This window comes from Xenorhabdus entomophaga (genome assembly GCF_037996725.1).
In the GTDB taxonomy this organism is placed as follows: Bacteria; Pseudomonadota; Gammaproteobacteria; order Enterobacterales; family Enterobacteriaceae; genus Xenorhabdus; species Xenorhabdus khoisanae.
The window spans coordinates 76,039-102,019 of sequence record NZ_JBBMXH010000001.1; the positions used below are offsets into that span (position 1 = coordinate 76,039).

At 44.0% G+C, this 25,981-nt stretch carries 15 protein-coding genes; 12 read left to right on the plus strand and 3 right to left on the minus strand.

Annotation, left to right across the window (positions count from 1 at the left end):
• The first annotated feature begins 93 nt into the window (after positions 1–93).
• Positions 94–1,365, plus strand: coding sequence for an MFS transporter (locus AAC854_RS00305; protein WP_340615373.1), 1,272 nt, complete (start codon positions 94–96; stop codon positions 1,363–1,365).
• Between the two features lie 72 nt (positions 1,366–1,437).
• Here AAC854_RS00305 and satP read toward each other — a convergent pair whose 3' ends face one another.
• Complete coding sequence (satP, locus tag AAC854_RS00310; RefSeq protein ID WP_340615374.1) at positions 1,438–2,010, minus strand: acetate uptake transporter; 573 nt, start codon at positions 2,008–2,010, stop codon at positions 1,438–1,440.
• Between the two features lie 350 nt (positions 2,011–2,360).
• On the opposite strand from satP, the gene dnaK reads away from it, so the two are divergent.
• From dnaK to AAC854_RS00325, 3 genes are all read left to right on the plus strand, one after another.
• Entirely contained in the window at positions 2,361–4,271 is a 1,911-nt protein-coding gene (dnaK, locus tag AAC854_RS00315; RefSeq protein ID WP_340615375.1) for a molecular chaperone DnaK, read from the plus strand.
• A 104-nt stretch (positions 4,272–4,375) separates the two neighbouring features.
• Entirely contained in the window at positions 4,376–5,512 is a 1,137-nt protein-coding gene (dnaJ, locus tag AAC854_RS00320; RefSeq protein WP_340615376.1) for a molecular chaperone DnaJ, read from the plus strand.
• Positions 5,513–5,846: 334 nt separating this feature from the next.
• A complete protein-coding gene (locus tag AAC854_RS00325; protein ID WP_340615377.1) occupies positions 5,847–6,587 on the plus strand; it encodes a hypothetical protein in 741 nt (246 codons plus the stop codon).
• A 13-nt stretch (positions 6,588–6,600) separates the two neighbouring features.
• Here the strand turns inward: AAC854_RS00325 and AAC854_RS00330 are convergent, their stop codons facing one another.
• On the minus strand, positions 6,601–7,446 hold the full coding sequence (locus tag AAC854_RS00330) for an EamA family transporter (protein WP_340615378.1): 846 nt from the start codon (positions 7,444–7,446) through the stop codon (positions 6,601–6,603).
• Between the two features lie 206 nt (positions 7,447–7,652).
• Between AAC854_RS00330 and nhaA the strand changes: the two genes are divergently transcribed.
• The 5 genes from nhaA (at position 7,653) to AAC854_RS00355 (ending at position 20,886) form a co-directional block, all read left to right on the plus strand.
• Complete coding sequence (gene nhaA / locus AAC854_RS00335; protein ID WP_340615379.1) at positions 7,653–8,837, plus strand: Na+/H+ antiporter NhaA; 1,185 nt, start codon at positions 7,653–7,655, stop codon at positions 8,835–8,837.
• Between the two features lie 192 nt (positions 8,838–9,029).
• Positions 9,030–9,971, plus strand: coding sequence for a transcriptional activator NhaR (gene nhaR / locus AAC854_RS00340; RefSeq protein ID WP_340615380.1), 942 nt, complete (start codon positions 9,030–9,032; stop codon positions 9,969–9,971).
• Positions 9,972–10,450: 479 nt separating this feature from the next.
• Complete coding sequence (locus tag AAC854_RS00345) at positions 10,451–10,708, plus strand: hypothetical protein (RefSeq protein ID WP_340615381.1); 258 nt, start codon at positions 10,451–10,453, stop codon at positions 10,706–10,708.
• Positions 10,709–10,783: 75 nt separating this feature from the next.
• Positions 10,784–14,887: an amino acid adenylation domain-containing protein gene (locus AAC854_RS00350; protein WP_340615382.1), complete on the plus strand. Its 4,104-nt coding sequence runs from the start codon at positions 10,784–10,786 to the stop codon at positions 14,885–14,887.
• Positions 14,884–20,886: a non-ribosomal peptide synthetase gene (locus AAC854_RS00355; protein WP_340615383.1), complete on the plus strand. Its 6,003-nt coding sequence runs from the start codon at positions 14,884–14,886 to the stop codon at positions 20,884–20,886. The genes AAC854_RS00350 and AAC854_RS00355 overlap by 4 nt, the downstream gene beginning before the upstream one ends.
• A gap of 158 nt (positions 20,887–21,044) precedes the next feature.
• Here AAC854_RS00355 and rpsT read toward each other — a convergent pair whose 3' ends face one another.
• Positions 21,045–21,305: a 30S ribosomal protein S20 gene (rpsT, locus tag AAC854_RS00360; RefSeq protein ID WP_340615384.1), complete on the minus strand. Its 261-nt coding sequence runs from the start codon at positions 21,303–21,305 to the stop codon at positions 21,045–21,047.
• A 348-nt stretch (positions 21,306–21,653) separates the two neighbouring features.
• Between rpsT and ribF the strand changes: the two genes are divergently transcribed.
• The 3 genes from ribF to lspA are packed head-to-tail and all read left to right on the plus strand — an operon-like array spanning position 21,654 to position 25,944.
• Positions 21,654–22,598 carry a bifunctional riboflavin kinase/FAD synthetase gene (ribF, locus tag AAC854_RS00365; RefSeq protein ID WP_340615385.1) on the plus strand — a complete coding sequence of 315 codons (945 nt, stop codon included), beginning with the start codon at positions 21,654–21,656 and terminating at the stop codon, positions 22,596–22,598.
• Between the two features lie 26 nt (positions 22,599–22,624).
• A complete protein-coding gene (gene ileS / locus AAC854_RS00370; RefSeq protein ID WP_340615386.1) occupies positions 22,625–25,438 on the plus strand; it encodes an isoleucine--tRNA ligase in 2,814 nt (937 codons plus the stop codon).
• Complete coding sequence (gene lspA / locus AAC854_RS00375; protein WP_340615387.1) at positions 25,438–25,944, plus strand: signal peptidase II; 507 nt, start codon at positions 25,438–25,440, stop codon at positions 25,942–25,944. Before ileS ends, lspA begins: the two co-directional genes overlap by 1 nt.
• The last annotated feature ends 37 nt before the right edge of the window (positions 25,945–25,981 follow it).

Below are 25,981 nucleotides of genomic sequence, written 5' to 3' on the forward strand. Positions count from 1 at the left end.
TAGGATAAGTTTTATTTTCATTCGTCGAAAAAAAATAGACTTATTGAAAATAATAATAAAAAACCTCATTTTATAACTATAAATCGGTAACTTATGTCACAATATCAAAATCGTTCATTAAACAGGCAGGACTATAAAACTCTGTCTTTGGCCGCTTTAGGTGGTGCGCTGGAGTTTTACGACTTTATTATCTTTGTCTTCTTTGCCGTTGCGCTTGGAGAACTGTTTTTCCCTGCGGATATACCTGAATGGCTTAGGCAACTACAAACATTTGGTATTTTTGCTGCCGGCTATTTAGCTCGGCCGTTAGGTGGGATCATCATGGCTCATTTTGGTGATCTTATTGGGCGCAAGAAGATGTTTTCACTCAGTATATTCCTGATGGCTGTACCAACACTGCTCATTGGAATGCTGCCCACCTATGATACGATTGGTATTGCCGCTCCCGTACTGCTCTTGCTGATGCGAATCATGCAGGGAGCTGCGATTGGGGGAGAAGTACCCGGAGCATGGGTCTTTGTGGCAGAGCATGTCCCTCATAAGCGCATAGGCTTTGCCTGTGGCGTTTTGACAGCAGGGTTGACCATGGGTATTTTGTTTGGCTCTCTAGTGGCAACCATGATTACTTCCATTTATTCCAGACAGGAAGTCCTGGATTGGGCATGGCGTCTCCCCTTCTTTTTGGGTGGTGTTTTCGGTCTGTGTGCCATGTACCTGCGCCGTTGGCTGCATGAAACCCCTATCTTCAAGGAAATGCAGGAACGTAAAGCGCTGGCGGAAGAACTGCCCCTAAAATCCGTTATCTTTAATCACAAACGCGCCATCACGGTCTCTATGCTATTAACATGGCTGCTTTCCGCTGGTATCGTGGTCATTATTTTGATGGCACCCACCTATATGCAGACGGTATTTCATCTGGAGCAATCAATTACCCTGAAAGCAAACAGCCTTGCGATCATCTCGCTGGCGGCGAGTTGTGTATTTGTAGGCTATTTATGTGATAAGTGTGGCGCTGGTATCGTGTTGATCGTCGGCTGTATTTTATTAGCTGCCGCAACATGGTTTTTCTATCATAATATCAGCGATGAACCGCTCAAATTATTTAGTGTTTATGCCATTACCGGATTAGCTGTTGGTGTGATTAGCTCAGCACCATTCGTTATGGTTAAAAGTTATCCGCCGGAAGTACGTTTCAGTGGCATTTCATTTTCATATAACCTGGCCTATGCCATTTTTGGGGGACTAACCCCGATTCTCGTTACCCTGCTGTTGAAATATACTTCACTGGCACCCGCCTACTATATGATGACGTTATCGGCTGTCGGTATCTTATTGGGATTCTATTTGCGAAAAAAAGCAATATAAGAAAAAGCAGGCAAAGTGAGCTAACTGACATAAAACAGGATGAGTACGAATACTCATCCTGTCTAAAAACGGTTAAGCGTGTTTCACTTCACCAATTGGCAAAATAGTACGGCCATATTGTTCATTCAGAACTTCAGCCATTGCCAGATAGAAAGCACTCGCACCACAGATAACGCCTTCAAAACCCGCGAACGTCAAGATACTGGCATTGCCCGTGATATTACCAATCGCCAATAATGCGAACAGCAGGGTCAGGCTGCCAAACACAAATTGCAGGACACGGTTGGCTTTCAACGTACCAAAGAACATAAACAAAGTGAAAATGCCCCACAAGGCGAGGTAAACGCCGAGAAATTCACGGCTGGTTGCTTCTGCCAGTCCCATCGTCGGCAGGAAAAACACACCAATCAGACTCAACCAAAACATACCGTAAGAAGTAAATGCGGTCGCAGCAAAAGTGTTTCCTTTTTTGTACTCAAAAATGCCTGCCAGCACCTGAGCCAATCCACCGTAAAAAATGCCCATGCTCAAAATGACCGACGTCAATGGGAAAAAACCTGCGTTATGCAAATTCAACAAAATGGTCGTCATACCAAAACCCATTAAGCCCAACGGGCCTGGGTTCGCCAACTTACTAGAGTTCATAATTCCCCTGAAAAATACAGATAAAACAAAATATTAAAAAAGTTATCAAGGCACTTTATTTCGCCAAGAAACTATAAAAGGCGGCGAATCATAATGTGATGGCATCAACTACACAATGGCCTTAGAAAAAAATTTTTCATTAAACTTCAATTTTTTTTCAATCTGCCCCTTGATGATGCGATGAATGGCCCCATCTAAGTATCAACTACAGTTACTACGGATATTTCAGTATCAACTGAAAACATCAAATGAGGAATTTCTGGCAATCAATGCCATTGAAAAGCAAACATTCGTCCTCATATAGCTTAGTAACTTGACCGAATATATGAATTCTTTGTGGAGGCGTTTAGATGGGTAAAATCATTGGTATCGACTTGGGAACTACCAACTCTTGTGTAGCAATTATGGACGGCACGACAGCTCGTGTGCTTGAAAACAGCGAGGGTGACCGTACCACACCTTCAATCATCGCATATACTCAGGATGGTGAAACTCTGGTTGGTCAACCAGCTAAACGTCAGGCTGTTACTAACCCGCAAAATACTTTGTTCGCTATCAAGCGTTTGATCGGCCGCCGTTTTCAGGACGAAGAAGTTCAGCGTGACGAATCCATCATGCCATACAAAATCATGGCTGCGGATAACGGCGACGCATGGCTGGAAGTGAAAGACCAGAAAATGGCACCCCCTCAGATTTCTGCTGAAGTTCTGAAAAAGATGAAGAAAACAGCAGAAGATTATCTGGGTGAGCCAGTAACCGAAGCAGTTATTACTGTTCCTGCCTACTTCAACGATGCACAGCGTCAGGCAACTAAAGATGCCGGCCGTATCGCAGGTCTGGAAGTTAAGCGTATCATCAATGAGCCCACTGCTGCTGCTCTGGCTTATGGTATGGACAAAGAAGTGGGCAACCGCACTATCGCTGTTTATGACTTGGGTGGCGGTACTTTCGATATCTCTATCATCGAAATCGACGAAGTTGATGGCGAAAAAACCTATGAAGTTCTGGCAACCAACGGTGATACTCACTTGGGTGGTGAAGACTTCGACAGCCGTATGATCAACTATCTGGTTGACGAGTTCAAAAAAGAACAAGGCATCGACCTGCGTAACGATCCGCTGGCAATGCAGCGCCTGAAAGAAGCCGCAGAAAAAGCGAAAATCGAGCTTTCTTCTGCACAGCAGACTGACGTGAACCTGCCATACATCACCGCAGATGCAACAGGTCCTAAGCACATGAACGTTAAAGTGACTCGTGCGAAACTGGAATCACTGGTTGAAGATCTGGTGAGACGTTCTATCGAGCCACTGAAAGTTGCTCTGAATGATGCTGGTCTGTCTGTCTCTGACGTTCAAGACGTTATTCTGGTTGGTGGTCAGACTCGTATGCCAATGGTTCAGAAAGCCGTTGCAGACTTCTTCGGCAAAGAGCCACGTAAAGACGTGAACCCGGACGAAGCTGTTGCGATGGGTGCGGCAGTTCAGGGCGGCGTACTGGCAGGCGACGTGAAAGACGTTCTGCTGTTGGACGTTACTCCTCTGTCTCTGGGTATTGAAACCATGGGCGGCGTGATGACTTCCCTGATTAATAAGAACACCACTATCCCAACTAAACATAGCCAAGTGTTCTCTACAGCAGAAGACAACCAATCTGCGGTAACTATTCACGTACTGCAAGGTGAGCGTAAACGTGCCGGTGATAACAAATCTCTGGGCCAGTTCAATCTGGATGGCATTCAGCCAGCAATGCGCGGCACTCCGCAAATCGAAGTGACTTTCGACATCGATGCTGACGGTATCCTGCATGTTTCTGCGAAGGACAAAAATTCAGGTCGTGAGCAAAACATCACCATCAAGGCTTCTTCTGGTCTGAACGAAGAAGAAATCCAACAGATGGTACGCGATGCAGAAGCAAACGCAGAAGCTGACCGTAAGTTTGAAGAGCTGGTTCAGGTTCGTAACCAGGCTGACCAACTGGTTCACGGCACTCGTAAACAAGTTGAAGAAGCGGGTGACAAACTGACTGCAGACGATAAAGCAGCAATCGAGAAAGCAACTTCTGAGCTGGAAACTGCGGCGAAAGGCGAAGACAAAGCTGACATCGAAGCGAAGATCCAAGCTCTGGTTGAAGCATCTAAGAAACTGCTGGAAATCGCACAGCAACAAGCTCAGGCTGGTGCTGCTGACGCTGGCGCAAGCAACGCGAAAAAAGAAGATGACGTTGTAGACGCTGAATTCGAAGAAGTTAAAGACAAAAAATAATAGCCCTTAGCGGGCAAAGTAACAGGGCGCCTGTTACTTGTTAACTGACACGGGCGTTGAGGTAACTCTACGCCCGTGCGTGCGTGTTAAGGGTAAACAATACGATGGCAAAACAAGATTATTACGAAGTTTTGGGAGTATCCAAAACTGCAGACGAAAAAGAGATCAAAAAAGCCTATAAGCGTCTGGCAATGAAATATCACCCTGACCGTAATCAGGGCGATAAAGATGCAGAAAGTAAATTCAAAGAAATTAAAGAAGCGTATGAAATCCTGACGGATTCTCAGAAACGCGCTGCTTATGACCAATATGGTCATGCTGCCTTTGAACATGGTGGCATGGGTGGTGGCGCAGGTGGTTTCGGTGGCGGAGCTGACTTTAGCGATATCTTTGGTGACGTTTTCGGAGATATTTTCGGTGGTGGTCGCCGTCAACAGCGCCCTAGCCGTGGCTCAGACCTGCGTTACAACATGGAATTAACCCTGGAAGAAGCTGTCCGTGGTGTGACCAAAGAGATCCGTATTCCGACATTGGAAACCTGTGATACTTGTCATGGCAGCGGAGCAAAAGCAGGCACCAGCCCGGAAACGTGTTCAACCTGTCACGGTGCAGGCCAAGTACAAATGCGCCAAGGGTTCTTTGCGGTTCAACAGCCTTGCCCTCAGTGTCATGGCCGCGGAAAAATCATCAAAAATCCGTGCGGCAAATGTCATGGACATGGACGCGTTGAAAAATACAAAACCCTGTCTGTTAAGATCCCTTCAGGCGTCGATACCGGTGATCGCATTCGCTTGAGTGGTGAAGGTGAAGCAGGTGAACACGGCGCACCATCCGGCGATTTGTACGTTCAGGTTCAAGTCAGAACTCACCATATCTTTGAGCGTGATGGCAGCAACCTCTATTGTGAAGTTCCTATCAACTTCGCAACCGCGGCATTAGGTGGCGAAATAGAAGTCCCTACCCTTGATGGCCGTGTCAGCCTGAAAATCCCTGCGGAAACCCAAACGGGTAAATTGTTCCGCATGAAGGGTAAGGGAGTTAAATCTGTTCGTGGTGGCGTTCAAGGCGATTTGCTCTGCCGTGTTGTAGTAGAAACACCGGTCAAATTGAATGAAGAGCAGAAAGAGCTGATGCGTAAATTGGGAGATTCTTTTGGCGGGAAAAGCGGTGAAACCAATAGCCCCCGCTCCAAGAGTTTTCTTGATGGCGTGAAGAAATTTTTTGATGATCTGACTAAGTAATTTCATGCTTTTTTAAGATCTCTGATAATAGCTCCTCCTGATTATTATTTAATTTATTGATAATCAGGAGCTTATTTTTTTATTCATTGATTTTCCCTCTATTTTTGCCATTTAAAGCAACGCCATCATCTGATTAATCTTGAAACTTCCTTAAAAATAGCAGAAAGTATCACTTCTAGGCTCTTCTGGGCTCCTTAAAAATAGCATCCTATCTATATAAATAAATAAATAAATAAATAAATAAATAAATAAATAAATAACATTAAGAAAATTGCTTAATTTAATTATACAAACCTATACCAGATAAAACTCTAAGCGATAACAGGAGCAAATTATGACTGAAAATATTTTACTCGATGCGATTAGGCATGCACGGAATCTTTTCCGTGGAAAAACAACGAATAAAACGTATCTTAACATTGAAAGATTACCTGAAAATAAAAGAGCAATGTATACCCCTCAACGTATCAAAGAAAAGGAAAATATACATGATGAATTTTTAGAGGATTTTTTATTGAAAGAACATATTATGGACAGGTATAACCATGCCTTATATAAATCAGATGCCGGTGAGGTGTTAATTGGGAATTGTGGTGAATTAACACTCTCAATATTGGGCTATTTAACTACACATCGAGTTGATGATCTTTTAAATTCGTTTATAAGCAGTGGAAAACGGAATATTAATAATAAAATGATCCCTGTTTATATACTGATTATCGCATTTGATGATCCTTATGATCATACTATTGCTGTTATTACTCTCCCTGAACAAACTCAAGACCTCCCTGAGATAAATAAAATATATGATGCATTGCCTGATAATTCTTGGGTATGTGATCCATGGGCTAATATCGTTTGTCCATCTGAAGACTATATTACTAGATGGAAAGTTAAAATGCTGAGATGGCATCTGGTAGAAAAATCAACTTCGGTACATCAAGATGATCAGATGAGAGACTCTTCATCACCATTAAGACATGCTAACTATCTTGCAATTACGCGTAGCAAAAAAAGGGTGATACATATAGCAACAATATCCCCTGATGGCAAGGTTGATATAACGCAAGGGTAACGAGATATACTCGTTACCCCAGTTTCGTCCCAATCACTCCCGCTACTATCACAACACAAGCCAATAATCGCATTTTGCTAAACGGTTCCCGCAAGATAAAAACTGACAATAACATGGCAAACAATACGCTGGTTTCTCGCAATGCAGCCACCAGTACAATAGGAGCATGGCTCATTGCCCAAATAACAATGCCATAACTCAATAATTGCATCAGCCCTCCCATCAAACCCTGCTTCCAGTATTGACGAATATTTTTTCCAGCCATATTCCAATACTTGAAATACATAATCACACCCATTACCCAGCCATTAATAGCAAATAGCCACAAAATATAGGTTAAGGCATTATCGCTGGTACGGGAGCCGACACCATCAGACAGGGTATAACAGGCAGTAAATACTGATGTAATCATTGCGGAAACCAATGTCTTGCGATCCAAGTAAAAAGATTTTTTCCCTTGTGGAAACGCAATCAAAATGATCCCTACAATGATTAACCCCACCCCTAACATGGCAACGGGAGGTAACGCTTCCCGCAGAATTAACCAACTTAATAAAGCAGTAATGAGGGGTGCACACCCTCTGGCAATCGGATATACCTGACTTAAATCTCCCGTGGCATAAGAGCGGCTTAAAAACAGACAATAACCGGTATGCAGAATGGCGGATAATATCAGCCACGGTAGAGATGAGAATGCCGGCAACCCTACCCAGAATAATCCTGATGTTGAAATCAACCCGGCAAAAAAGACGATAATTGAAATACCCAAAAACCGATCAGCGCTAATCTTTACTAAAGCATTCCAACTAGCATGCAATAAAGCTGCGCAGAGGACAAACAAGAAAAGTAAAGTCGTCATGAAGTATTTTGTTCAATTATTAACACAATAGGTGATAAAAACATCATCTACTATCTAATGCAATTTATCAATATTGAAAAATATGTTACTTTCATAAAGTTATGATTCGTATTTACCGATTCATTTAGCACAAATAATCTGCTTTTTCCGATATCATGACTGACATAACATTACCGTTTTGATCCATCTCTATAGGTTATCTATTCATGACTGCAATCATTCGCCAATTCTTGAAATTAGAGGCAGCAGGAGGAATTCTCCTCATCATAGCGGCCATCATTGCGCTGGCTATGGCGAATACGCCATTGCAGGGTATTTATCATCAATTTCTCAACCTTCCTGTCGCAGTGCAGTTCGCGGCACTGGAAATTAATAAACCATTATTACTATGGATAAATGATGGATTAATGGCGGTATTTTTCCTCATTGTCGGGCTGGAAGTAAAACGTGAACTCATGGAAGGTTCGCTTGCGGGTCGTGATAAAGCAATTTTTCCGGCCATTGCTGCCCTTGGAGGTATGCTGGCTCCCGCTCTGGTCTATTTACTGTTTAATGGTAGTGATGACATCGCTCGGCAAGGTTGGGCGATCCCCGCAGCGACAGATATCGCCTTTGCGCTTGGCATTATGGCGTTATTGGGAAGACGCGTTCCTACCGCGTTAAAAGTATTTTTGCTTGCGTTAGCAATTATTGATGATTTAGGTGTCATCATTATCATCGCCCTATTCTACACCAAAACCGTTTCTTTAGGAGCATTAGGTCTGGCTGCCGCAATGATTGCGCTTCTGGCTTGGATGAACCAAAAAGGGGTAGCCAAAACATCCGCTTATCTGGCTGTCGGTGTTGTTTTATGGATTTGTATCTTAAAATCCGGCATTCATGCCACGCTGGCCGGGGTTATCGTTGGGTTCCTGATCCCTCTGCGCGATAAAAAAGGTGATTCCCCTTCCGAAACACTCGAGCATGAACTACATCCTTGGGTCGCTTATTTAATTCTGCCACTGTTTGCTTTTGCCAATGCGGGTGTTTCATTGCAGGGTGTCACTTTGGATGGCCTGATAAGCATGCTGCCCGTGGGCGTTGCGCTAGGCCTGTTCATCGGCAAGCCATTGGGGATTTTCCTGTTTAGCTGGATTTCAGTAAGACTGGGAATAGCTAAATTACCGGAAAAAATTGGCATGAAACAAATTTTCGCGGTTTCTGTCTTATGCGGAATCGGATTTACCATGTCTATTTTTATTTCCGGTCTGGCGTTTGAAGGTCTAAATGACACTTTCAGTACCTACTCACGTCTGGGTATTTTGATTGGCTCTACAACCGCCGCCCTCGTCGGTTATGGATTATTAAACATACTATTACCGAAGAAAAAAAACGTAGCCAAAAGCAAATGAATAGACTAATTTAAACACAAAATCAGAAGTAATTTCCGAAGTAATTCATCCTCTTAATATTCGAGGTATAGCAATTGAACATGTTGTACCGCGAATATTTCATATCAAAAAATAGGAGAACGCCATAATCTGGCGGCCTGAAATGTTGGTCACGGCTGTTGTACAGATGTGAGGCAATACAAGGATAAATATATGCGGGTTTCACATTTAAACTTTAACCATCTTTATTACTTTTGGCATGTTTGTAGGGAAGGCTCTGTTGTAGGTGCAGCAGAAGCGCTGTACCTAACACCACAGACCATTACCGGGCAAATCAAGGCGTTGGAAGAACGCCTGGGGGGGAAGTTATTTAAACGTCAAGGAAGAGGTCTGGTGCCCTCTGAACTGGGGCAGTTGATTTTCCGCTACGCAGATAAAATGTTTACACTCAGTCAGGAAATGCTGGATATCGTCACTTACAGCAGGGAATCAAACCTGTTGTTTGATGTTGGTGTCGCTGATGCTCTATCCAAGCGCTTAGTCAGCAAAGTGTTGGAAACCACCGTGGTAGAGCATGAGAAAATCCACTTGCGTTGTTTTGAATCAACGCATGAAATGTTACTTGAGCAACTCAGCCAGCATAAGCTGGATATGATCTTATCAGATTGCCCGGTTGACTCCACCCAGCAGGAAGGCTTGTTTTCTGTCAAGTTGGGCGAATGCAGCATTAGTTTTTACTGCCGTGCGCCAATCCCGGAAAAACCATTCCCTGAATGTCTGGAAGAACGCCGTTTGTTGATCCCCGGACGCCGTTCAATGCTGGGCAGGAAACTGCTGACATGGATACGCAATAAAAACCTGCAAGTTGAAGTATTGGGAGAATTCGACGATGCCGCATTGATGAAGGCATTTGGCATGTACCATAATGCCATTTTCATCGCCCCCTCTTTCTATGCCAATGATACTTTCGCTGACAGCGACATTATTGAGGTAGGCAGATTGGATTCAGTGCAGGAAGAGTATTACGTTATCTTTGCAGAGCGGATGATCCAGCATCCCGCCGTTCAGCGCGTATGTAACAAAGATTTTTCCGCGCTGTTTAATGCACCTCTTCTCCATTCCCCCTCTAAAAGTCGTCCTGAACAACTTTTGTAAGTAAAAAATAGAAGTAAAAAGCCCCTTCATAGAATAATACCGCACGAACTTAAGCGAGCGGTATTACCTTCACAGAAGGAGGTAATAAAATATTTTTTAGTTTTTAATTCCGATATTTAATACCTCACTCTTTATTTTTACTGCTGAATTGGGACAGGATTTAGATCACACAATGTTTAATCAATAATATTTGTTGTTATTCGAATAATGATATAGGCTATCTTTATTATTATTCGTTATTATTCCTTACCCTCTGCCAGATTTATTTATAGTAGGATTAACGCATGAGCACTCATTAAATAAGCCACATAGTTTTTCCTAATCCATAAAGGTGAATGAGCTTCTTTGGTGTGTTTATATAATGAACTTTTATTATTCAATTCACACATAAAGAAAAAAAGCAAAAAAATCTCATACATTAGCCTTAGTGTTTATAATAAATTAGGAGAATAAATTGAAAAGCATATCGGTTAGTACAAATGGTCAAATTGTCGAAGATTCAGTTTAATCCAAAAACTATTTTCTCATCCAGTTTAGCGATATTAGATAAAATTAAATTGGGTATAACAGAGAGAAAAATGATAGCTATCATTCTTTCTGCCTTTTGTATCGTTAACCACTGGCAGAAAAGACAGGATAAAAGATTAAGAGTTATTAATGACCGAGGAGTGAATAATTTTTATGCCGATGCCAGTACATTAGAAAATATGTCAACTATTCTCTGCGATGCAACTTGAAAACTATAGGGTATATGACCCTTAACAATAAAACATCTCTAATAAGGTATAATAAAAATTATTTAAAGGTGATATATGAAAAATGCAGCACAAATGATCAAGGAAGCGGGTGATCAAGGCATTAAATTATTTATTGATAATGGACAATTAAAATACGAAACCAACCGTGACAGCATTCCATCAGAATTATTCAAGGAATGGATAAATAACAAAAAAAAATTAATCGACCTTCTCAATCAACCTTATCAAAAAGAAGAAACACAATATATAATTTTGGAAAAGAAGCGGGATTATTGGCAGAAACAATTATCAGGTGTTTCTCTATTACACCATTTTCCTTTGGATAACCCACGCCCAGAAAAACAAAGCTTCGAAAAGTGTACACGTCAGCAACGCATCCCAAAGAATCTTATACAAGAAATAAGCGTATTGTGTGCCAGACATGAAGTAACATTATTTACGTTTCTGGAAACCGCTTTTGCTGTGCTGCTGAGCCGTTACAATAATGAAAAAGATATTCTGGTTGGAACACTACTTACAGAAAGAAAGCATTATGATATTGATTCCTTAATTGGTTCTTTCGCAAACTTACTGGTTATCAGAACAAATTTATCCGGTCAACCCACTTTCAGTGAATTGTTAAAGAAAAATAGCCACACTATTTTGGATGCCTATGCACATCAGGATCTTCCTTTTGAGATGTTGGTGGAAGAAATAAATCCGAATCGAAATTTAAATTATAACCCTATCTTTCAAATCGCTTTTACTCTGGAAACTTCTACTCCGGAAAAGAGCCACCAACAAGATACGGCTTTGAAGCAAGATAATCACATTGATAGCAAAGAATATCTGTCTTTAAAAAATCGGCTGGATTTAGACATTCGGATTTATGAAGAAGATACAGGTGAATTATCTCTTTTATGGAGTTATGACACTCACCTCTTTGAAAGCGTTACGATTGAGAGATTAACTGCCAATTACGAAACCCTGCTTGCCAATATCGTTGATGCGTTAACACAACATATTAGCGGAGGGTCGGAGCCTTCTGTTCATCACATCCCGCTTTTATCTGATACTGAAAAGCATACGTTATTGCATGAGTGGAATGGCCCTCAGAAAAATTATCGACCCGCGCGTTGTTTTCACGAATTGTTTGAAGAGCAGGCCGTGTTGACACCTGAGAAAACAGCACTGCTTTTTGGGGACGATTCACTGAGTTATCGGGAACTCAATGAACAAAGCAACCAACTGGCACACTATCTGATTGAACAGGGGGTTGAGCCTGATACGCTGGTTGCACTTTTTATACCGAGATCATTACAAGCAATAGTCGCGCTGTTAGGTATTCTTAAAGCAGGCGGGGCGTATGTACCATTAGATCCCACTTACCCGCAGGCTCGTCTTCAGTATATGCTGGAACACAGCGAAGTTGAGCTGATCCTGACTGAAACCCATCTGGTCGAAAAATTGCCTGTCAGTCAGCAAAAAGTGATTTATCTGGATACGCAGACCCTACGGTCACACCTGCAAACACGGCCAACAAAGAATATCACTGACCGCCCGATTCCTCTGACAGAAGAGCATCTGGCTTATGTAATTTATACCTCCGGTTCGACGGGCAAACCAAAAGGTGTGATGGTGAAACATCGAGGCTGGGTTAATTTGGCGTTATCGCAGGCGGCGCTATTCGGGCTTGATATAAACAGCCGGGTATTACAGTTTGCCTCCTTGAGCTTTGTTGCCATGACCATAGAAATGGCGATGTCTTTTCCTTGTGGCGCAACGCTGTGTTTGATTTCAGAAAAACAGCAACATACTCCTGACCTGCTGGATGATGTGGTTGAACAATACCAAATCACTCATACCATGTTGCCGCAAGCCCTATTACCTCATCTGAACTTCGATAAATGGCATTCTGTCTCAGCCTTACTGTTGGCGGGAGAGGCGCTACCACCACAAATAGCAACTCGCTGGAAACCGGGCAGAAAACTCTTTAACGCGTATGGCGCTACAGAAACCTCTTCCATGGTAACCGCAGGATTATTAAATGGTGATCGGGTTACGATTGGCAAACCCTTACCTAACATCGTGGCCCGTATTTTTGATCCGGACCGAAAACTGGTTCCTATAGGGGTCATTGGGGAACTGCATATCGGGGGGAGTCAGCTATCACGAGGTTACCGGAATGCACAGGAAATCACAGAAAAGCAGTTTATTCGCGATCCCTATGCGGATGACAATGCCACAAACAGGCTCTACCGGACGGGGGATTTAGCCCGCTGGACATCAGATGGTCAATTGGAGTACATCGGTCGTACCGATTCATTGGTCAAAATTCGTGGTTATCGAGTTGAATTGGGTGAAATTGAAGATACCCTGAACCGCCATGATGCTTTAAGTAGTGCTGCCGTGATCGCATACGGTGAAGACAATGAAGATAAGAGACTGATTGCTTACGTTTGTCCGAATGAACAGTGGATGGGGGAAAGAGCGGCAGAATTTAATACAGCCAACATTGAAAGCTGGACAGAAATCTTTGATGAACAATACCGCCAAAGCATCGCTGACGACCCAGCACCATACGACAGTGATTTCACTGGCTGGGTGAGCAGTTATACCAAACTACCGATTGCCCGTGAGCAGATGGAAGAGTGGCTGGCTGGCACCATGCACCGAATTAACGCACTACAGCCGCGCCGGTTATTGGAAATTGGCTGTGGTACGGGCTTACATTTGTATCGCTATGCTGAACAGTGTGAGTATGTACTGGCCAGCGATATTTCGGCTGAAATATTGAACCGGCATCAGCAAACCCTGCAACAACGCGGCTGGCAGCATGTCCGGTTAAGAAAAGGGGATGCGCTTAACTTAGGCGCTTTGGGCACCGATGAGTTCGATACTGTCATCATTAACGCCGTTGTTCACTGTTTCCCCAATCGTCAATATCTGGAAAAAGTGCTTGAACAGTTAATGCCGGCTATCTCTGAAGGTGGAAAAATCCTGCTGGGAGATATCCGCAACTTAGATCTGTTAACCGCCCATGCGACCGCCATAGAACAAAGCCAACTGTTGGATGGGCAGAGCATTCAGGCGGGAGCATTGGCAAACCGCATTCAGCGCCGTTTGCAACAAGAATCAGAGCTTTTACTCAGCCCGGCCTATTTTGCTCAATTGCCTGAACATTACCCAGAGATAGACAGGGTCGATATTCTGGTAAAACGTGGTGTGGGCGATAACGAAATGCTGCGTTACCGTTATGATGTCATCTTATATAAACGGGGTGAAAATACGCAATCCAGCCGCAACTTACCCTTAATTTGGTGCGATTTTTCTTCCTTTGAAAACCTGCGTAATTTGTTGCATTCGGGTGTGAACGACACTTTTGGTGTTTCTGGTATACCCAATGCCCGCGTGAAAGATGATCTGACTTTTGCGGAGGAGCTACGCCATTGGCCGGCAACTCAGATGATATCGCCAACAGAGTATGCTGGCAGCTTCTCCCCACAGGCAGCAAAACAGGTTCAGGAATTCGAATCTCTGCTTCAATATGCGCAGCAGTGCGGTTATCAGTGTGGCGTAACATGGTCACAAAAACAATCGGACATGCTGGATGTGATTTTTAGCCGTGATGAAATGCCGCCTGTGCAGGCCCGTCATAACTATAATCAATCTCAACTGACTAACTATCCGCAAATCTCCACCGTCGGCGGCGAACTGTCAGAATTACTCAAATCTTTCCTGAAAACGCAATTGCCGGAATATATGGTGCCCAACCTCTATCTCCTGCTGGAGCGAATGCCACTCACACCTAACAACAAAGTGGATAAAAAAGCGCTTCTCACACCCAATGAAGAGGATTTTCATCGCAAAACATATGTCGCGCCAAGAGATGAAATAGAGCAAAAAATCAGCCAGTTATGGCAGAAATTATTGAATGTCAGTCAAGTTGGTATTGATGACAACTTCTTCACGCTGGGCGGACATTCATTACAAGCCACACGCCTTATCAGTTCAATACGCAATGAGTTGAAGATAGAAGTACCGTTAATAAGCATTTTCGAACATCCGACGCTTGAGCAGTTGTCACAAGTCATCACAGTTCATCTCATCAAAGAAAAAAGAAAGAATTTCCCGACTGAGCAAAACACAACGCTGGAACTATTGGAAGGTGATATATGAGAAATGCAGCACAAATTATTAATGAAGCTTTAAATCAAGGAATTACTCTATTTGTTTCTGGTAATAAATTGAGATACAGAACTCAACGCGACAGTATTCCCCCTGAGCTGCTCAGTGAATGGAAACACCATAAACAAGAGCTGATCGATTTTCTGAATCAGCTTGATGCAGAAGAAACCGACACACAACAGTTGCCGGATATTCCGCGTTATAGTCATGCAGAACACTATCCACTCTCCTACGCCCAACAACGTTTATGGCTGATTGACCAACTGGCTGAAGGCAGCCCGCAGTACAATACTTCGGCGGATTTCAGAATAAAAGAAGTGTTGAATATCAAGGCGTTTGAGGCGGCAGTAAAAACCCTGCTTGAACGCCATGAATCTTTACGCACCCATTTTAAAATGATTGATAACGAGCCACGGCAGGTTATCGCTACTTCCTACGACTTGCCGATTACACAATATGATCTGTCTGAACTCTCAGAGAGCGAGAAAGAATATCAGGTAAAACAACTTTGCAAAGAAGAAATACAACAAGTTTTTAACCTCAGAACAGATCTGATGTTGCGTATCCGATTGATAAAAATGGCCGAAGAGGATTATGTCATCCTCTATACCATTCACCATATTGCCTGTGACGGCTGGTCGATGGAGATATTTTTCAGAGAGCTTCTTACGCTATACCGGGCTTATTGTCAGAATGAGGAAAATCCGCTGCCACCATTAAAAATCCAATATAGCGATTACGCCCGGTGGCAACAGGAGTGGCTGCAAGGGAATATTCTGGAAAAACAACTCAATTACTGGCAGAACCAATTAGCCGGTATTTCTCCGGTTCACCGTTTTCCATTAGATAACCCACGCCCGGAAAAACAGAATATTGAAGGGTATGCCCATTTACAGCATATTTCAAAGCATCTGACACAAGAAATCAGAGCATTATGTGCCAGACATGGAGTAACCTTGTTTATGTTTCTGGAAACGGCGTTTTCAGTATTGCTCAGCCGTTACAGTAATGAAAAAGACATTTTGGTTGGCACCGCACTGGCAGGAAGAATGCACCGCGACGTTGAGCCGCTCATTGGACTCTTTGTCAATATGCTGGTTATCAGAACAGATTTATCCGGCCAACCGACTTTTAGCGAACTGTTAAAACAGAACAGTCGCACCATTCTGGATGCCTATATCCATCAGGATCTGCCCTTTGAGGCATTGGTAGAAAAAATCAGTCCGGAGCGGGCGTTAAATCATAACCCTATCTTCCAGATAGTCTTTGCCGGTCAAAATAACCAACAAAATACAGAGTTGGAACACTCTAACGTTATTACCTCCGTTATTACCACCAAAGAGGGTTCGCTTCTGACCCCTCGGTTTGATTTGGAAGTCCATGTTTATGAAGATGAACATGAAGGCGGGTTATCCATTGTATGGATCGCGGACACTCACTTATTTAAATACGAGACGATTAGCCGGTTACTCACCAATTATGAAACACTGCTTGCCAACATTATCAATATACTGAAACGTCCTGCCGGCACTGTAGAACCCTCTGTTCATGATATCCCGCTCTTGTCTGCCTCTGAAATACACACCTTAATGCACGAGTGGAATGGGCCGCAGGATGATAGCCAACGAGGGCGTTGTTTTCATGAGTTATTTGAAGAGCAGGTCGTTCAGCATCCTGAAAAAACGGCACTGAATTTTAATGATAACGCCTTAACTTACCGGACATTAAATGAGCAGGCGAACCAACTGGCACACTATCTGATTGAGCAGAGGATTAAGCTCGATACACCAGTGGCACTCTGCATTCCGAGATCATTACGGGCGGTTGTGGCATTGCTGGGTATTTTGAAAGCGGGCGGAGCGTATGTGCCACTCGATCCCGACTACCCGGAAGAACGTCTGCGATATATGTTAGAGCACAGCGGAGCGCAATTTATCCTGACCGAAACCCATCTGGTGGAAAAGTTGCCTATCAGCCAGCAAAAGGTGTTTTGTCTGGATACAGAGGAATTGCAGTCACATCTACAAAATCTGTCCACAGAGAATATCACTGAACGTCCGCTTCCCTTGATGGAAAATCATCTGGCCTATGTGATTTATACCTCTGGCTCTACAGGCAAACCAAAAGGGGCAATGTTGGAGCATAAAGGTTGGGTCAATCTGGCACTCTCACAAGCGGCCTTATTTGGTGCTGACGCAAACAGCCGGATATTGCAGTTTGCCTCCTGGAGCTTTGATGCCATGATCTTAGAGATGTCGATGTCATTGGCCTATGGTGCAACATTGTATTTGATTTCCGAAACCCAGCGGCGGATCCCGGAACTACTGGATGATTTTGTCGAAAAATATCAGATTACCCATGCGGTATTGCCACCAGCATTACTGCCTCATTTGAACTTCGAACAGTGGCGTTCAGTCTCAGCCTTATTGCTGGCAGGCGAAGCTGTCCCCCCGACAATAGCGGTTCATTGGCAGCAAGGCAGAAAATTGTTTAACGTGTACGGCCCTACAGAATGCACCTCCATTGTCACAGCCGGTTTATTAACTGATGACAAGATTACGATTGGTAAGCCATTGCCTAACGTCGTGATACGTATTCTTGATCCAAAAGGAGACCTAGTCCCGATTGGTGCTGTCGGAGAGCTGCATATCGGTGGCGTTCAGTTAGCACGTGGTTACAGGAATTCACCAGAAATCACAGAAAAGCAATTTATCCGCGATCCACTCGGTGATTCAGAAGACAGACTTTATCGGACAGGCGATTTAGTCCGTTGGACACTGGATGGTCAATTGGAGTTTATTGGTCGTATAGATTCTCAAATCAAAATTCGCAGTCACCGTATCGAGTTAGGTGAAATAGAAACTGCCTTGAGCAGGCATGACGCCTTAAGCAGTGCCGCCGTGATCGCCTATAGTCAAAACAATGAGGATAAAAGACTCATTGCCTATGTCACGCCAACCGCAGCTTGGTTGGCTGAAAAATCGGCGGTATATAATGAGGACTATCTGGATAACTGGACAGAAATCTTTGATGGGCAATACCGTCAGGAAACAGCCGGACATGATGAACCTGATGTTGTCATCAATAACCGCGAAGCAGGCAGTGATTTCGGTGGCTGGATGAGCAGTTATACCGAACAGCCGATCGCCCTTGACCAGATGAAAGAGTGGCAGGCCGGTATTATGCACCGGATTAACGCGTTGCATCCCCGCCGTTTATTGGAGATTGGCTGTGGTTCGGGATTATTGCTGTATCACTATGCCGGGCAATGTGAATATGTGCTGGCAACCGATATTTCGGCTGAAGTACTAAACCGGCATCAGCAGATACTGCAACAGCGCGGTTGGTCACATGTCCAGTTAAGAAGAGGAGATGCGCTCAATTTAAGCGGATTGACAGGCGGTGAATTCGATTCCGTTGTGATCAACTCCGTCGTCCAATACTTCCCTAATATTCAATATATGGACAAAGTGATTGCACAGCTCATCCCCGCCGTCGAAGCAGGAGGAAAAATCTTACTGGGCGATATCCGCAACTTAGATTTGTTAACGGCGCATGTGACGGCCATCGAACAAAGCCGACTGAACGGGCAACGTATTGAAGCCGGGATATTGGCAAATCGTATTCAACGCCGTCTGCAACAAGAGCCGGAGTTTTTGCTCAGCCCGACCTATTTTGCTCAGTTGCCATCCCGTTATGCGGAAATCAGTCAGGTTGATATCCTGATCAAACGAGGTATCGGTGACAATGAAATGCTGCGTTATCGTTACGATGTCATTCTGCATAAACGAGACGAAAAGGCAGAGTTCTGTCGGGATTTGCCCTTAAACTGGTATGATTTTGACGCCTTTGATAATCTGCAAAATCTATTACAGACAGGAGCAGATGACACGTTTGGGGTTTCAGGCATTCCAAACAGCAGAGTCAAAGATGATCTTGCATTGGCGGAAGGGTTACGCCACTGGCCGGCAAATCAGGTCATATCCCCATCAGAATATTCCGGCAGTTTCTCTTCAGAAGCGATGGAACAGGTTCAATCATTTGAATCACTGCTTCAATACGCTGAACAATGTGGCTACCAGTGCGGCGTGACTTGGTCACAACAGCAGCCTGATTTGCTGGATGTGATTTTCAGCCGGGGTGAATTGCCGCCCGTGCAGGCCCGCTATGACTATAAACAAACCTACTTAGCCAATTACCCGCAAATCTCGACTATTGGCGGTGAACTTTCAGAACTCCTTGAATCCGCGCTGAGAAAGCAATTGCCGCAATATATGCTGCCCAGCCTTTATATTCCGCTGGAGCGAATGCCGCTCACATTGAATGATAAAGTGGATAAAAAAGCTCTGCCTGTTCCGGAAGAAAGTGACTTACATCAGAAAAATTACGTTGCACCAAGAGATGAAATTGAGGAAAAACTTTGTCAGTTATGGCAAGAACAGTTGAAAATTAATCGAGTGGGTATTCATGATAATTTCTTCGCACTGGGAGGGCATTCACTCTTAGCTGCCAAGGTTACGGCATCCATTAAAAATAGTTTGAACTGTAATTTCAGTATGCATCAATTATTCGCCAGCCCGACCATCACTCAAATTGCAGATATAATTAAGAGCACTAAAGAAGCTGAAATATCGGCACTAAACTCATTACAAACTGCTTTTGATGGGAAAATGCCGCTCTATAATTGTCAAAAAGCATTTTTGCCGTTGACACAAAAAGGGATAATAGAACGATGCTTCCATGTACCAATTGCTTTAGTGATAAATGGAAAATTTGAGAGCAATGCTTTGAAAAAAAGTTTGAATACTCTTTTAGGGCGGCATGAAGGTTTGCACTTAAAATTCTATCAAGAAAATGAGCAGATATTCGTACAGCCTGACAATGAGATGACAATTGACTTTCAGATTGTTGCATTACAGCCAGAAGGAATGGAAAAAGAACAATTAATCAGTGAAATTAAAGCATTTTGGAAAGAGGAACAGAAAATACCTTTTGATATTTATCATGATCCATTAATCAGAGCATTCTTTTTTCCTGTTTCGGAAACAAATGCTGCATTATTGTTTGATATTCACCATATGATTTTTGATGGTTGGTCAATCAATCTCTTTATGAAAGAGTTTTTACAATTGTATGCGTCCTATTCACAAGGAGAAGCCCCTACACTTCCCCCCGTTGCCATGCAATATTCTGAGTACATTCATGCTTCGCAAGAACGCCATAAAGCAGAAAAATGTCAAAAACAGCTTAAGTTTTGGCAGAACCAGTTTGCTGATTTCAATATGCAGTCTGATTCTCTGGCTGATTTCAGTACACATGCAGCGTCAAAAGGTCACTTTAAAGTTCGCTATATCAATATACCCAATTCATTAAATAAAGTGGTTTCACCATATTGTGAAGTTAATAAAATTACGCCATATATGCTATTTATGGCTCTGTTCCATACTTGTATTTTTATGCACACAGGCGTGTCACAGATAATGACTTCTTCACCACAATTTGAACGCGACAGTATCGAAAGCCAGCAAGTAATAGGGTTGTTTTTGAATGCCGTGCTCGTCAAATCCAGCCTTAATAAGGAGATGAGCTTACATGATATCATTCAACAAATTAGCCGGGCTACCTACAATGCGCTGGAAAACTTAGATGTTCATATGTCGATGGTTATTGATTCTGTCGGTGAAAAAGCAAGGGATGCTATGTTTAACATTGTCTTTAACTATATGGATAACTATCTGGATGTAGTTAATGACGAAAAGGAATTATTCGAGAACCTCGGCATAGAGCCAATAATGATTGATCCGACGCCTTTCGAATCACTTGGGATGTATATTCTCAACAAGCCAAAAAATATCATATGTGGGCTTGAATATAATACAGAACTGTACTCTGAAGAATCTATTGATAGCCTGATCAGGCATTATGAACAGTTAATTGATGTCATCATAACTGGCCGGGAGAAAGAAAGCATTAGTCATTTTTATCACTGATATCAGACCACTGGTAATCTCTGTTGAAAATCGCGCCAACGCGCTAACTATCATCAACGCGGCTTTGGCGGAGTACTGGATAAAAAACCACTACCCCGCCAAAAATCTGAAAAAAAACCGGCTTAAAGCCGGTTTTTTCAGCATAACCAAAACAATAATTACATTGCTTTGATTTGTGCTGCCAGAGCAGATTTATGACGTGCTGCTTTGTTTTTGTGGATCAGACCTTTACAGGCGTGACGATCAACAATTGGTTGCATCTCATTAAATGCTTTCTGTGCAGCTTCTTTATCGCCAGCAGCGATAGCCGCGTATACTTTCTTGATAAAAGTACGCACCATAGAACGACGGCTTGCATTATGCTGACGGCGTTTCTCAGACTGTACGGCGCGTTTCTTAGCTGATTTGATATTAGCCAAGGTCCAACTCCCAAATATATTCTATCGAGGACAATTCAAAGGCCGAGGAATATGCCTGTTCAGCCTTCTTTTGTCAATGGATTTGTGCAAATAAGCGTCGCTGTACAACGACGCTGGTTACGTTGTGATGGGGCGGGATTTTATCAGCTTACTGAAAGGGAATACAGTCTTTCGCAATAAAAAACTGAATGAATCACAGAGAAATGCGATAAATTAAATATTTTTCGGGCATCTAGCCTATTTTTATTGTATGAATCAGGTTATTAATTAAAACCCTTTGTGATCGTGGGTTAACCTTGTGCTTTGTACAAGGTATAATCCGGCAATTTCCACGGTATTGAGCCAGCTATGGAGCTAATTCGCGGTATACACAATATCCGGGCGCGTCACCATGGTTGCGTGCTGACGATTGGTAATTTTGATGGTGTCCATCGCGGGCATCAGGCTTTATTAAAACACTTGAAGCAAGAAGGGCTGCGCCTCGGGTTACCGACGATGGTCATGATTTTCGAGCCGCAGCCTCTGGAAGTTTTTGTTGCAGATAGAGCACCAGCCCGCCTGACACGGCTGAGAGATAAAGTAAAATATCTGGCCCAGAATGGCGTTGATTATCTCTTGTGTGTGAAATTTGACAGGCACTTTGCAGCCAACTCTCCTGAAGCTTTTGTTTCACAGTTGCTCGTTGAAAAACTGGGTGTTAAGTTTCTGGCAATAGGAGATGATTTCCGTTTTGGCAAAAATCGCCTCGGAGATTTCCACTATTTGCAGCGAGCAGGTAAAGAATACAATTTTGATGTCGCCAGCACCGACAGTTTTTGTGACAGCGGTCTTCGGATCAGCAGTACAGCCATTCGTCAGGCATTGCAAAACGATGATCTGGCTCTGGCGGAAATCTTACTGGGTCATCCATACAGCATAAGTGGCAGAGTCGTTCATGGTAACCAATTGGGACGTACCATCGGGTTTCCCACGGCCAACATACCATTGAAACGTTTGGTTACCCCTGTTAAAGGCGTTTATGCTGTTGAAGTCCATGGATTGGGCCACACCCCCTTACCGGGCGTTGCCAATATAGGCAACCGCCCCACAGTTGCGGGTCAGGGACAGCAACTGGAAGTGCATTTGATTGATACCCAAATGGATCTGTATGGGCATCATATCGATGTGGTATTACGCAAAAAATTGCGTGATGAGCAGCGATTTGCTTCGCTTGATGCGCTAAAACAGCAAATCGCAAATGATGTGGTTGCTGCGAGGGATTATCTCTTGCAGCGATCCGAGTCATGTATCTAGCGGAAAATTGGAACTGAGAATCTATAATGAGTGACTATAAAGATACCCTGAACTTACCGGAAACAGGGTTCCCGATGCGCGGGGATTTAGCCAAGCGCGAACCAGATATGTTAAAACGTTGGTACAAAGAAGGTTTGTACCAGGCAATTAGAAAAGCAAAATCTGGCAAGAAATCGTTTATTTTGCATGATGGCCCTCCTTATGCAAATGGCGATATTCATATTGGTCACTCAGTTAATAAAATTCTCAAAGATATTGTTATTAAGTCCAAAGGATTATCAGGCTACGATTCGCCTTATATTCCTGGTTGGGATTGCCACGGGTTGCCAATTGAGCTCAAGGTTGAGCAAATTATCGGTAAGCCCGGGGAAAAATTTTCCGCTGCTGAGTTCCGTGCTGAGTGCCGAAAATATGCGATGACTCAGGTCGAAACACAGAAAGCGGGCTTCAAACGTCTGGGTGTACTGGGCGACTGGGATAAACCTTATTTGACGATGGACTTCAAAACTGAAGCCGACATCATCCGTGCATTAGGCCGCATTATCAAAAATGGGCATTTGCTGAAAGGGGTGAAACCGGTTCACTGGTGTACTGATTGTGGTTCCTCCCTTGCTGAAGCCGAAGTGGAATACTACGACAGAACCTCCCCTTCCATTGACGTACGCTTTGCTGCCATTGATGCAGGTGCCGTGTACGCTAAATTTGATGTACAACCGCAGGGGCTGCCTGTCTCTCTGGTTATCTGGACAACCACTCCGTGGACATTGCCTGCTAACCGTGCAATTTCATTGGGTGCGGAAATTACCTACCAGTTAGTCAAAGTTGATAACGAGTGCCTGATTCTGGCGGCTGAATTAGTTGAACAGATCATGCAGCGTGCAAATATTACGTCATGGGAAGTCATGGGTGATTGTACTGGCGCAGATCTGGAATTGATGCGTTTTAACCATCCATTTATGGGCTTCGATGTTCCAGCCATTCTGGGTGATCACGTAACGCTTGAAGCAGGTACCGGTGCGGTGCATACTGCGGGTGGTCACGGCCCTGATGACTACTCCATCAGCCTGAAATACGGCCTTGAGATTGCGAACCCTGTTGGCCCGAACGGTTGCTATATCTCCGGCACCTACCCTTCACTGGATGGTCAGTTTGTTTTCAAAGCGAACGATATCATCGTTGAGCTGTTGAAAGAAAAAGGCGCGCTGCTCAATCTGGCCAAAATTCAGCACAGCTACCCTTGCTGCTGGCGCCATAAAAAACCGATCATCTTCCGTGCAACGCCACAGTGGTTTATCAGCATGGATAAAAACGGCCTGCGTACCCAGTCAATGAAAGAGATCAAAGATGTGCAGTGGATCCCAGGCTGGGGGCAAGCACGTATTGAGTCGATGGTCGAAAACCGCCCTGACTGGTGTATCTCCCGTCAGCGTACATGGGGTGTACCAATGTCTCTGTTTGTTCATAAAGAGACACAAGAGCCACATCCTCGTACCGTTGAGTTGATCGAAGAAATTGCCAAGCGTGTTGAAGTTGATGGTATTCAGGCGTGGTGGGATCTGGACGCAACAGAATTGCTGGGCAGTGAAGCGGCTGATTACACCAAGGCTCCAGATACACTGGATGTTTGGTTTGACTCAGGAAGTACCCACTCCTCCGTTGTTGATGCGCGTCCGGAATTCAACGGCAATTCAGCCGATATCTATCTGGAAGGCTCTGACCAACACCGGGGCTGGTTTATGTCTTCACTGATGCTGTCTACCGCAATCAAAGGCAAAGCACCTTACCGTCAAGTGCTGACTCACGGCTTCACCGTTGATGAGCAAGGACGTAAGATGTCCAAATCCATCGGCAATACTGTCAGCCCACAAGACGTAATGAACAAACTGGGCGCAGATATTCTGCGTTTGTGGGTAGCTGCCACCGATTATACCGGTGAAATCGCGGTTTCTGACGAGATCCTGAAACGCTCTGCTGATGCTTACCGCCGTATCCGTAACACGGCCCGCTTCCTGCTGGCAAACCTGAACGGTTTCAACCCAGAACAACATAGGGTGAAACCAGAAGATATGGTGACTCTGGATCGCTGGGCGGTAGGTCGTGCTCAGGCGGCTCAGGCTGATATCCTCAAATATTATGACGAATATGATTTCCACTCCGTCGTTCAGCGTTTAATGCAGTTCTGTTCCGTGGAAATGGGTTCGTTCTATCTGGATATCATTAAAGATCGTCAATACACCGCGAAAAGCGACAGCCTTGCTCGTCGTAGTTGTCAGACTGCATTATTCCATATCGCAGAAGCATTGGTTCGCTGGATGGCCCCAATCCTATCGTTCACTGCTGATGAAATCTGGAATGAACTGCCGGGCAAACGTGCTCAATATGTCTTCACTGAAGAGTGGTACGACGGGCTATTTGGTCTGGCAAACGGCGAAAATATGGACGATACTTTCTGGGCTGATCTGCTGGCTGTACGTGGTGAAGTCAACAAAGTTCTGGAACAGGCTCGTACTGACAAACATATCCGCAGTTCACTGGAAGCGGCTGTCACGCTCTATGCAGATGAAACTCTGGCAGCAAAACTCAACAAGCTGTCCGACGAACTACGTTTTGTCCTGCTGACTTCTCAGGCGGAAGTTGCGGCCTATACAGCAGCAGGTGATGATGCGCAGCAAAGCGAGCTTGCCGGCCTTAAAGTGACCTTCCGCAAAGCGGATGGAGAAAAGTGTCCACGTTGCTGGCACTATACTCAAGATGTGGGCTTGGTGGCGGAACATGCAGAACTTTGCGGCCGCTGTGTGACTAACGTTGCCGGTAACGGTGAAGAGCGTAAATTTGCCTAATGAATAAACCCATTTGTTCCACGGGACTCCGTTGGCTTTGGCTGGTTGTCGTGGTATTGATACTGGATTTGGGAAGCAAATACTTAGTGTTGCAAAACTTCACTTTGTACGAATCCATGCCATTAATACCTTATTTCAATCTGGCTTATGCCCAGAATTTGGGGGCGGCGTTCAGCTTTCTGGCTGACAAAGGTGGCTGGCAGCGTTGGTTTTTTGCATTGATAGCCATTGCTATCACGGCGGTTTTGCTGGTGATGATGTATCGCTCCAGTGTTAAGCAAAAACTGAGCAATATTGCCTACGCTTTAGTGATTGGTGGGGCATTGGGAAATTTGTTCGATCGGCTGGTGCATGGCTTTGTTGTCGATTTCATCGATTTTTACGTCGGGGAATGGCACTGGCCTACCTTTAACATTGCGGATACTGCAATCTGCATCGGTGCAGCTCTCATCATCATTGAGAGCTTTATCAGTCCGAATGACAAAAAAGCAGCACCAAAAACATAGCTCGTTAAAAACATAGTCATTGAAAAACAGTCATTGA

What these genes read in the sequence shown, in the direction of transcription:
- AAC854_RS00325 (WP_340615377.1), top strand. Translation starts at nt 5,847, where the DNA reads ATGACTGAAAATATTTTACTCGATGCGATTAGGCATGCACGGAATCTT.
- AAC854_RS00330 (WP_340615378.1), bottom strand. Translation starts at nt 7,446, where the DNA reads ATGACGACTTTACTTTTCTTGTTTGTCCTCTGCGCAGCTTTATTGCAT.
- dnaJ (WP_340615376.1), top strand. Translation starts at nt 4,376, where the DNA reads ATGGCAAAACAAGATTATTACGAAGTTTTGGGAGTATCCAAAACTGCA.
- nhaR (WP_340615380.1), top strand. Translation starts at nt 9,030, where the DNA reads ATGCGGGTTTCACATTTAAACTTTAACCATCTTTATTACTTTTGGCAT.
- satP (WP_340615374.1), bottom strand. Translation starts at nt 2,010, where the DNA reads ATGAACTCTAGTAAGTTGGCGAACCCAGGCCCGTTGGGCTTAATGGGT.
- AAC854_RS00350 (WP_340615382.1), top strand. Translation starts at nt 10,784, where the DNA reads ATGAAAAATGCAGCACAAATGATCAAGGAAGCGGGTGATCAAGGCATT.
- lspA (WP_340615387.1), top strand. Translation starts at nt 25,438, where the DNA reads ATGAATAAACCCATTTGTTCCACGGGACTCCGTTGGCTTTGGCTGGTT.
- ileS (WP_340615386.1), top strand. Translation starts at nt 22,625, where the DNA reads ATGAGTGACTATAAAGATACCCTGAACTTACCGGAAACAGGGTTCCCG.
- ribF (WP_340615385.1), top strand. Translation starts at nt 21,654, where the DNA reads ATGGAGCTAATTCGCGGTATACACAATATCCGGGCGCGTCACCATGGT.
- nhaA (WP_340615379.1), top strand. Translation starts at nt 7,653, where the DNA reads ATGACTGCAATCATTCGCCAATTCTTGAAATTAGAGGCAGCAGGAGGA.
- AAC854_RS00345 (WP_340615381.1), top strand. Translation starts at nt 10,451, where the DNA reads ATGGTCAAATTGTCGAAGATTCAGTTTAATCCAAAAACTATTTTCTCA.
- AAC854_RS00355 (WP_340615383.1), top strand. Translation starts at nt 14,884, where the DNA reads ATGAGAAATGCAGCACAAATTATTAATGAAGCTTTAAATCAAGGAATT.
- dnaK (WP_340615375.1), top strand. Translation starts at nt 2,361, where the DNA reads ATGGGTAAAATCATTGGTATCGACTTGGGAACTACCAACTCTTGTGTA.
- AAC854_RS00305 (WP_340615373.1), top strand. Translation starts at nt 94, where the DNA reads ATGTCACAATATCAAAATCGTTCATTAAACAGGCAGGACTATAAAACT.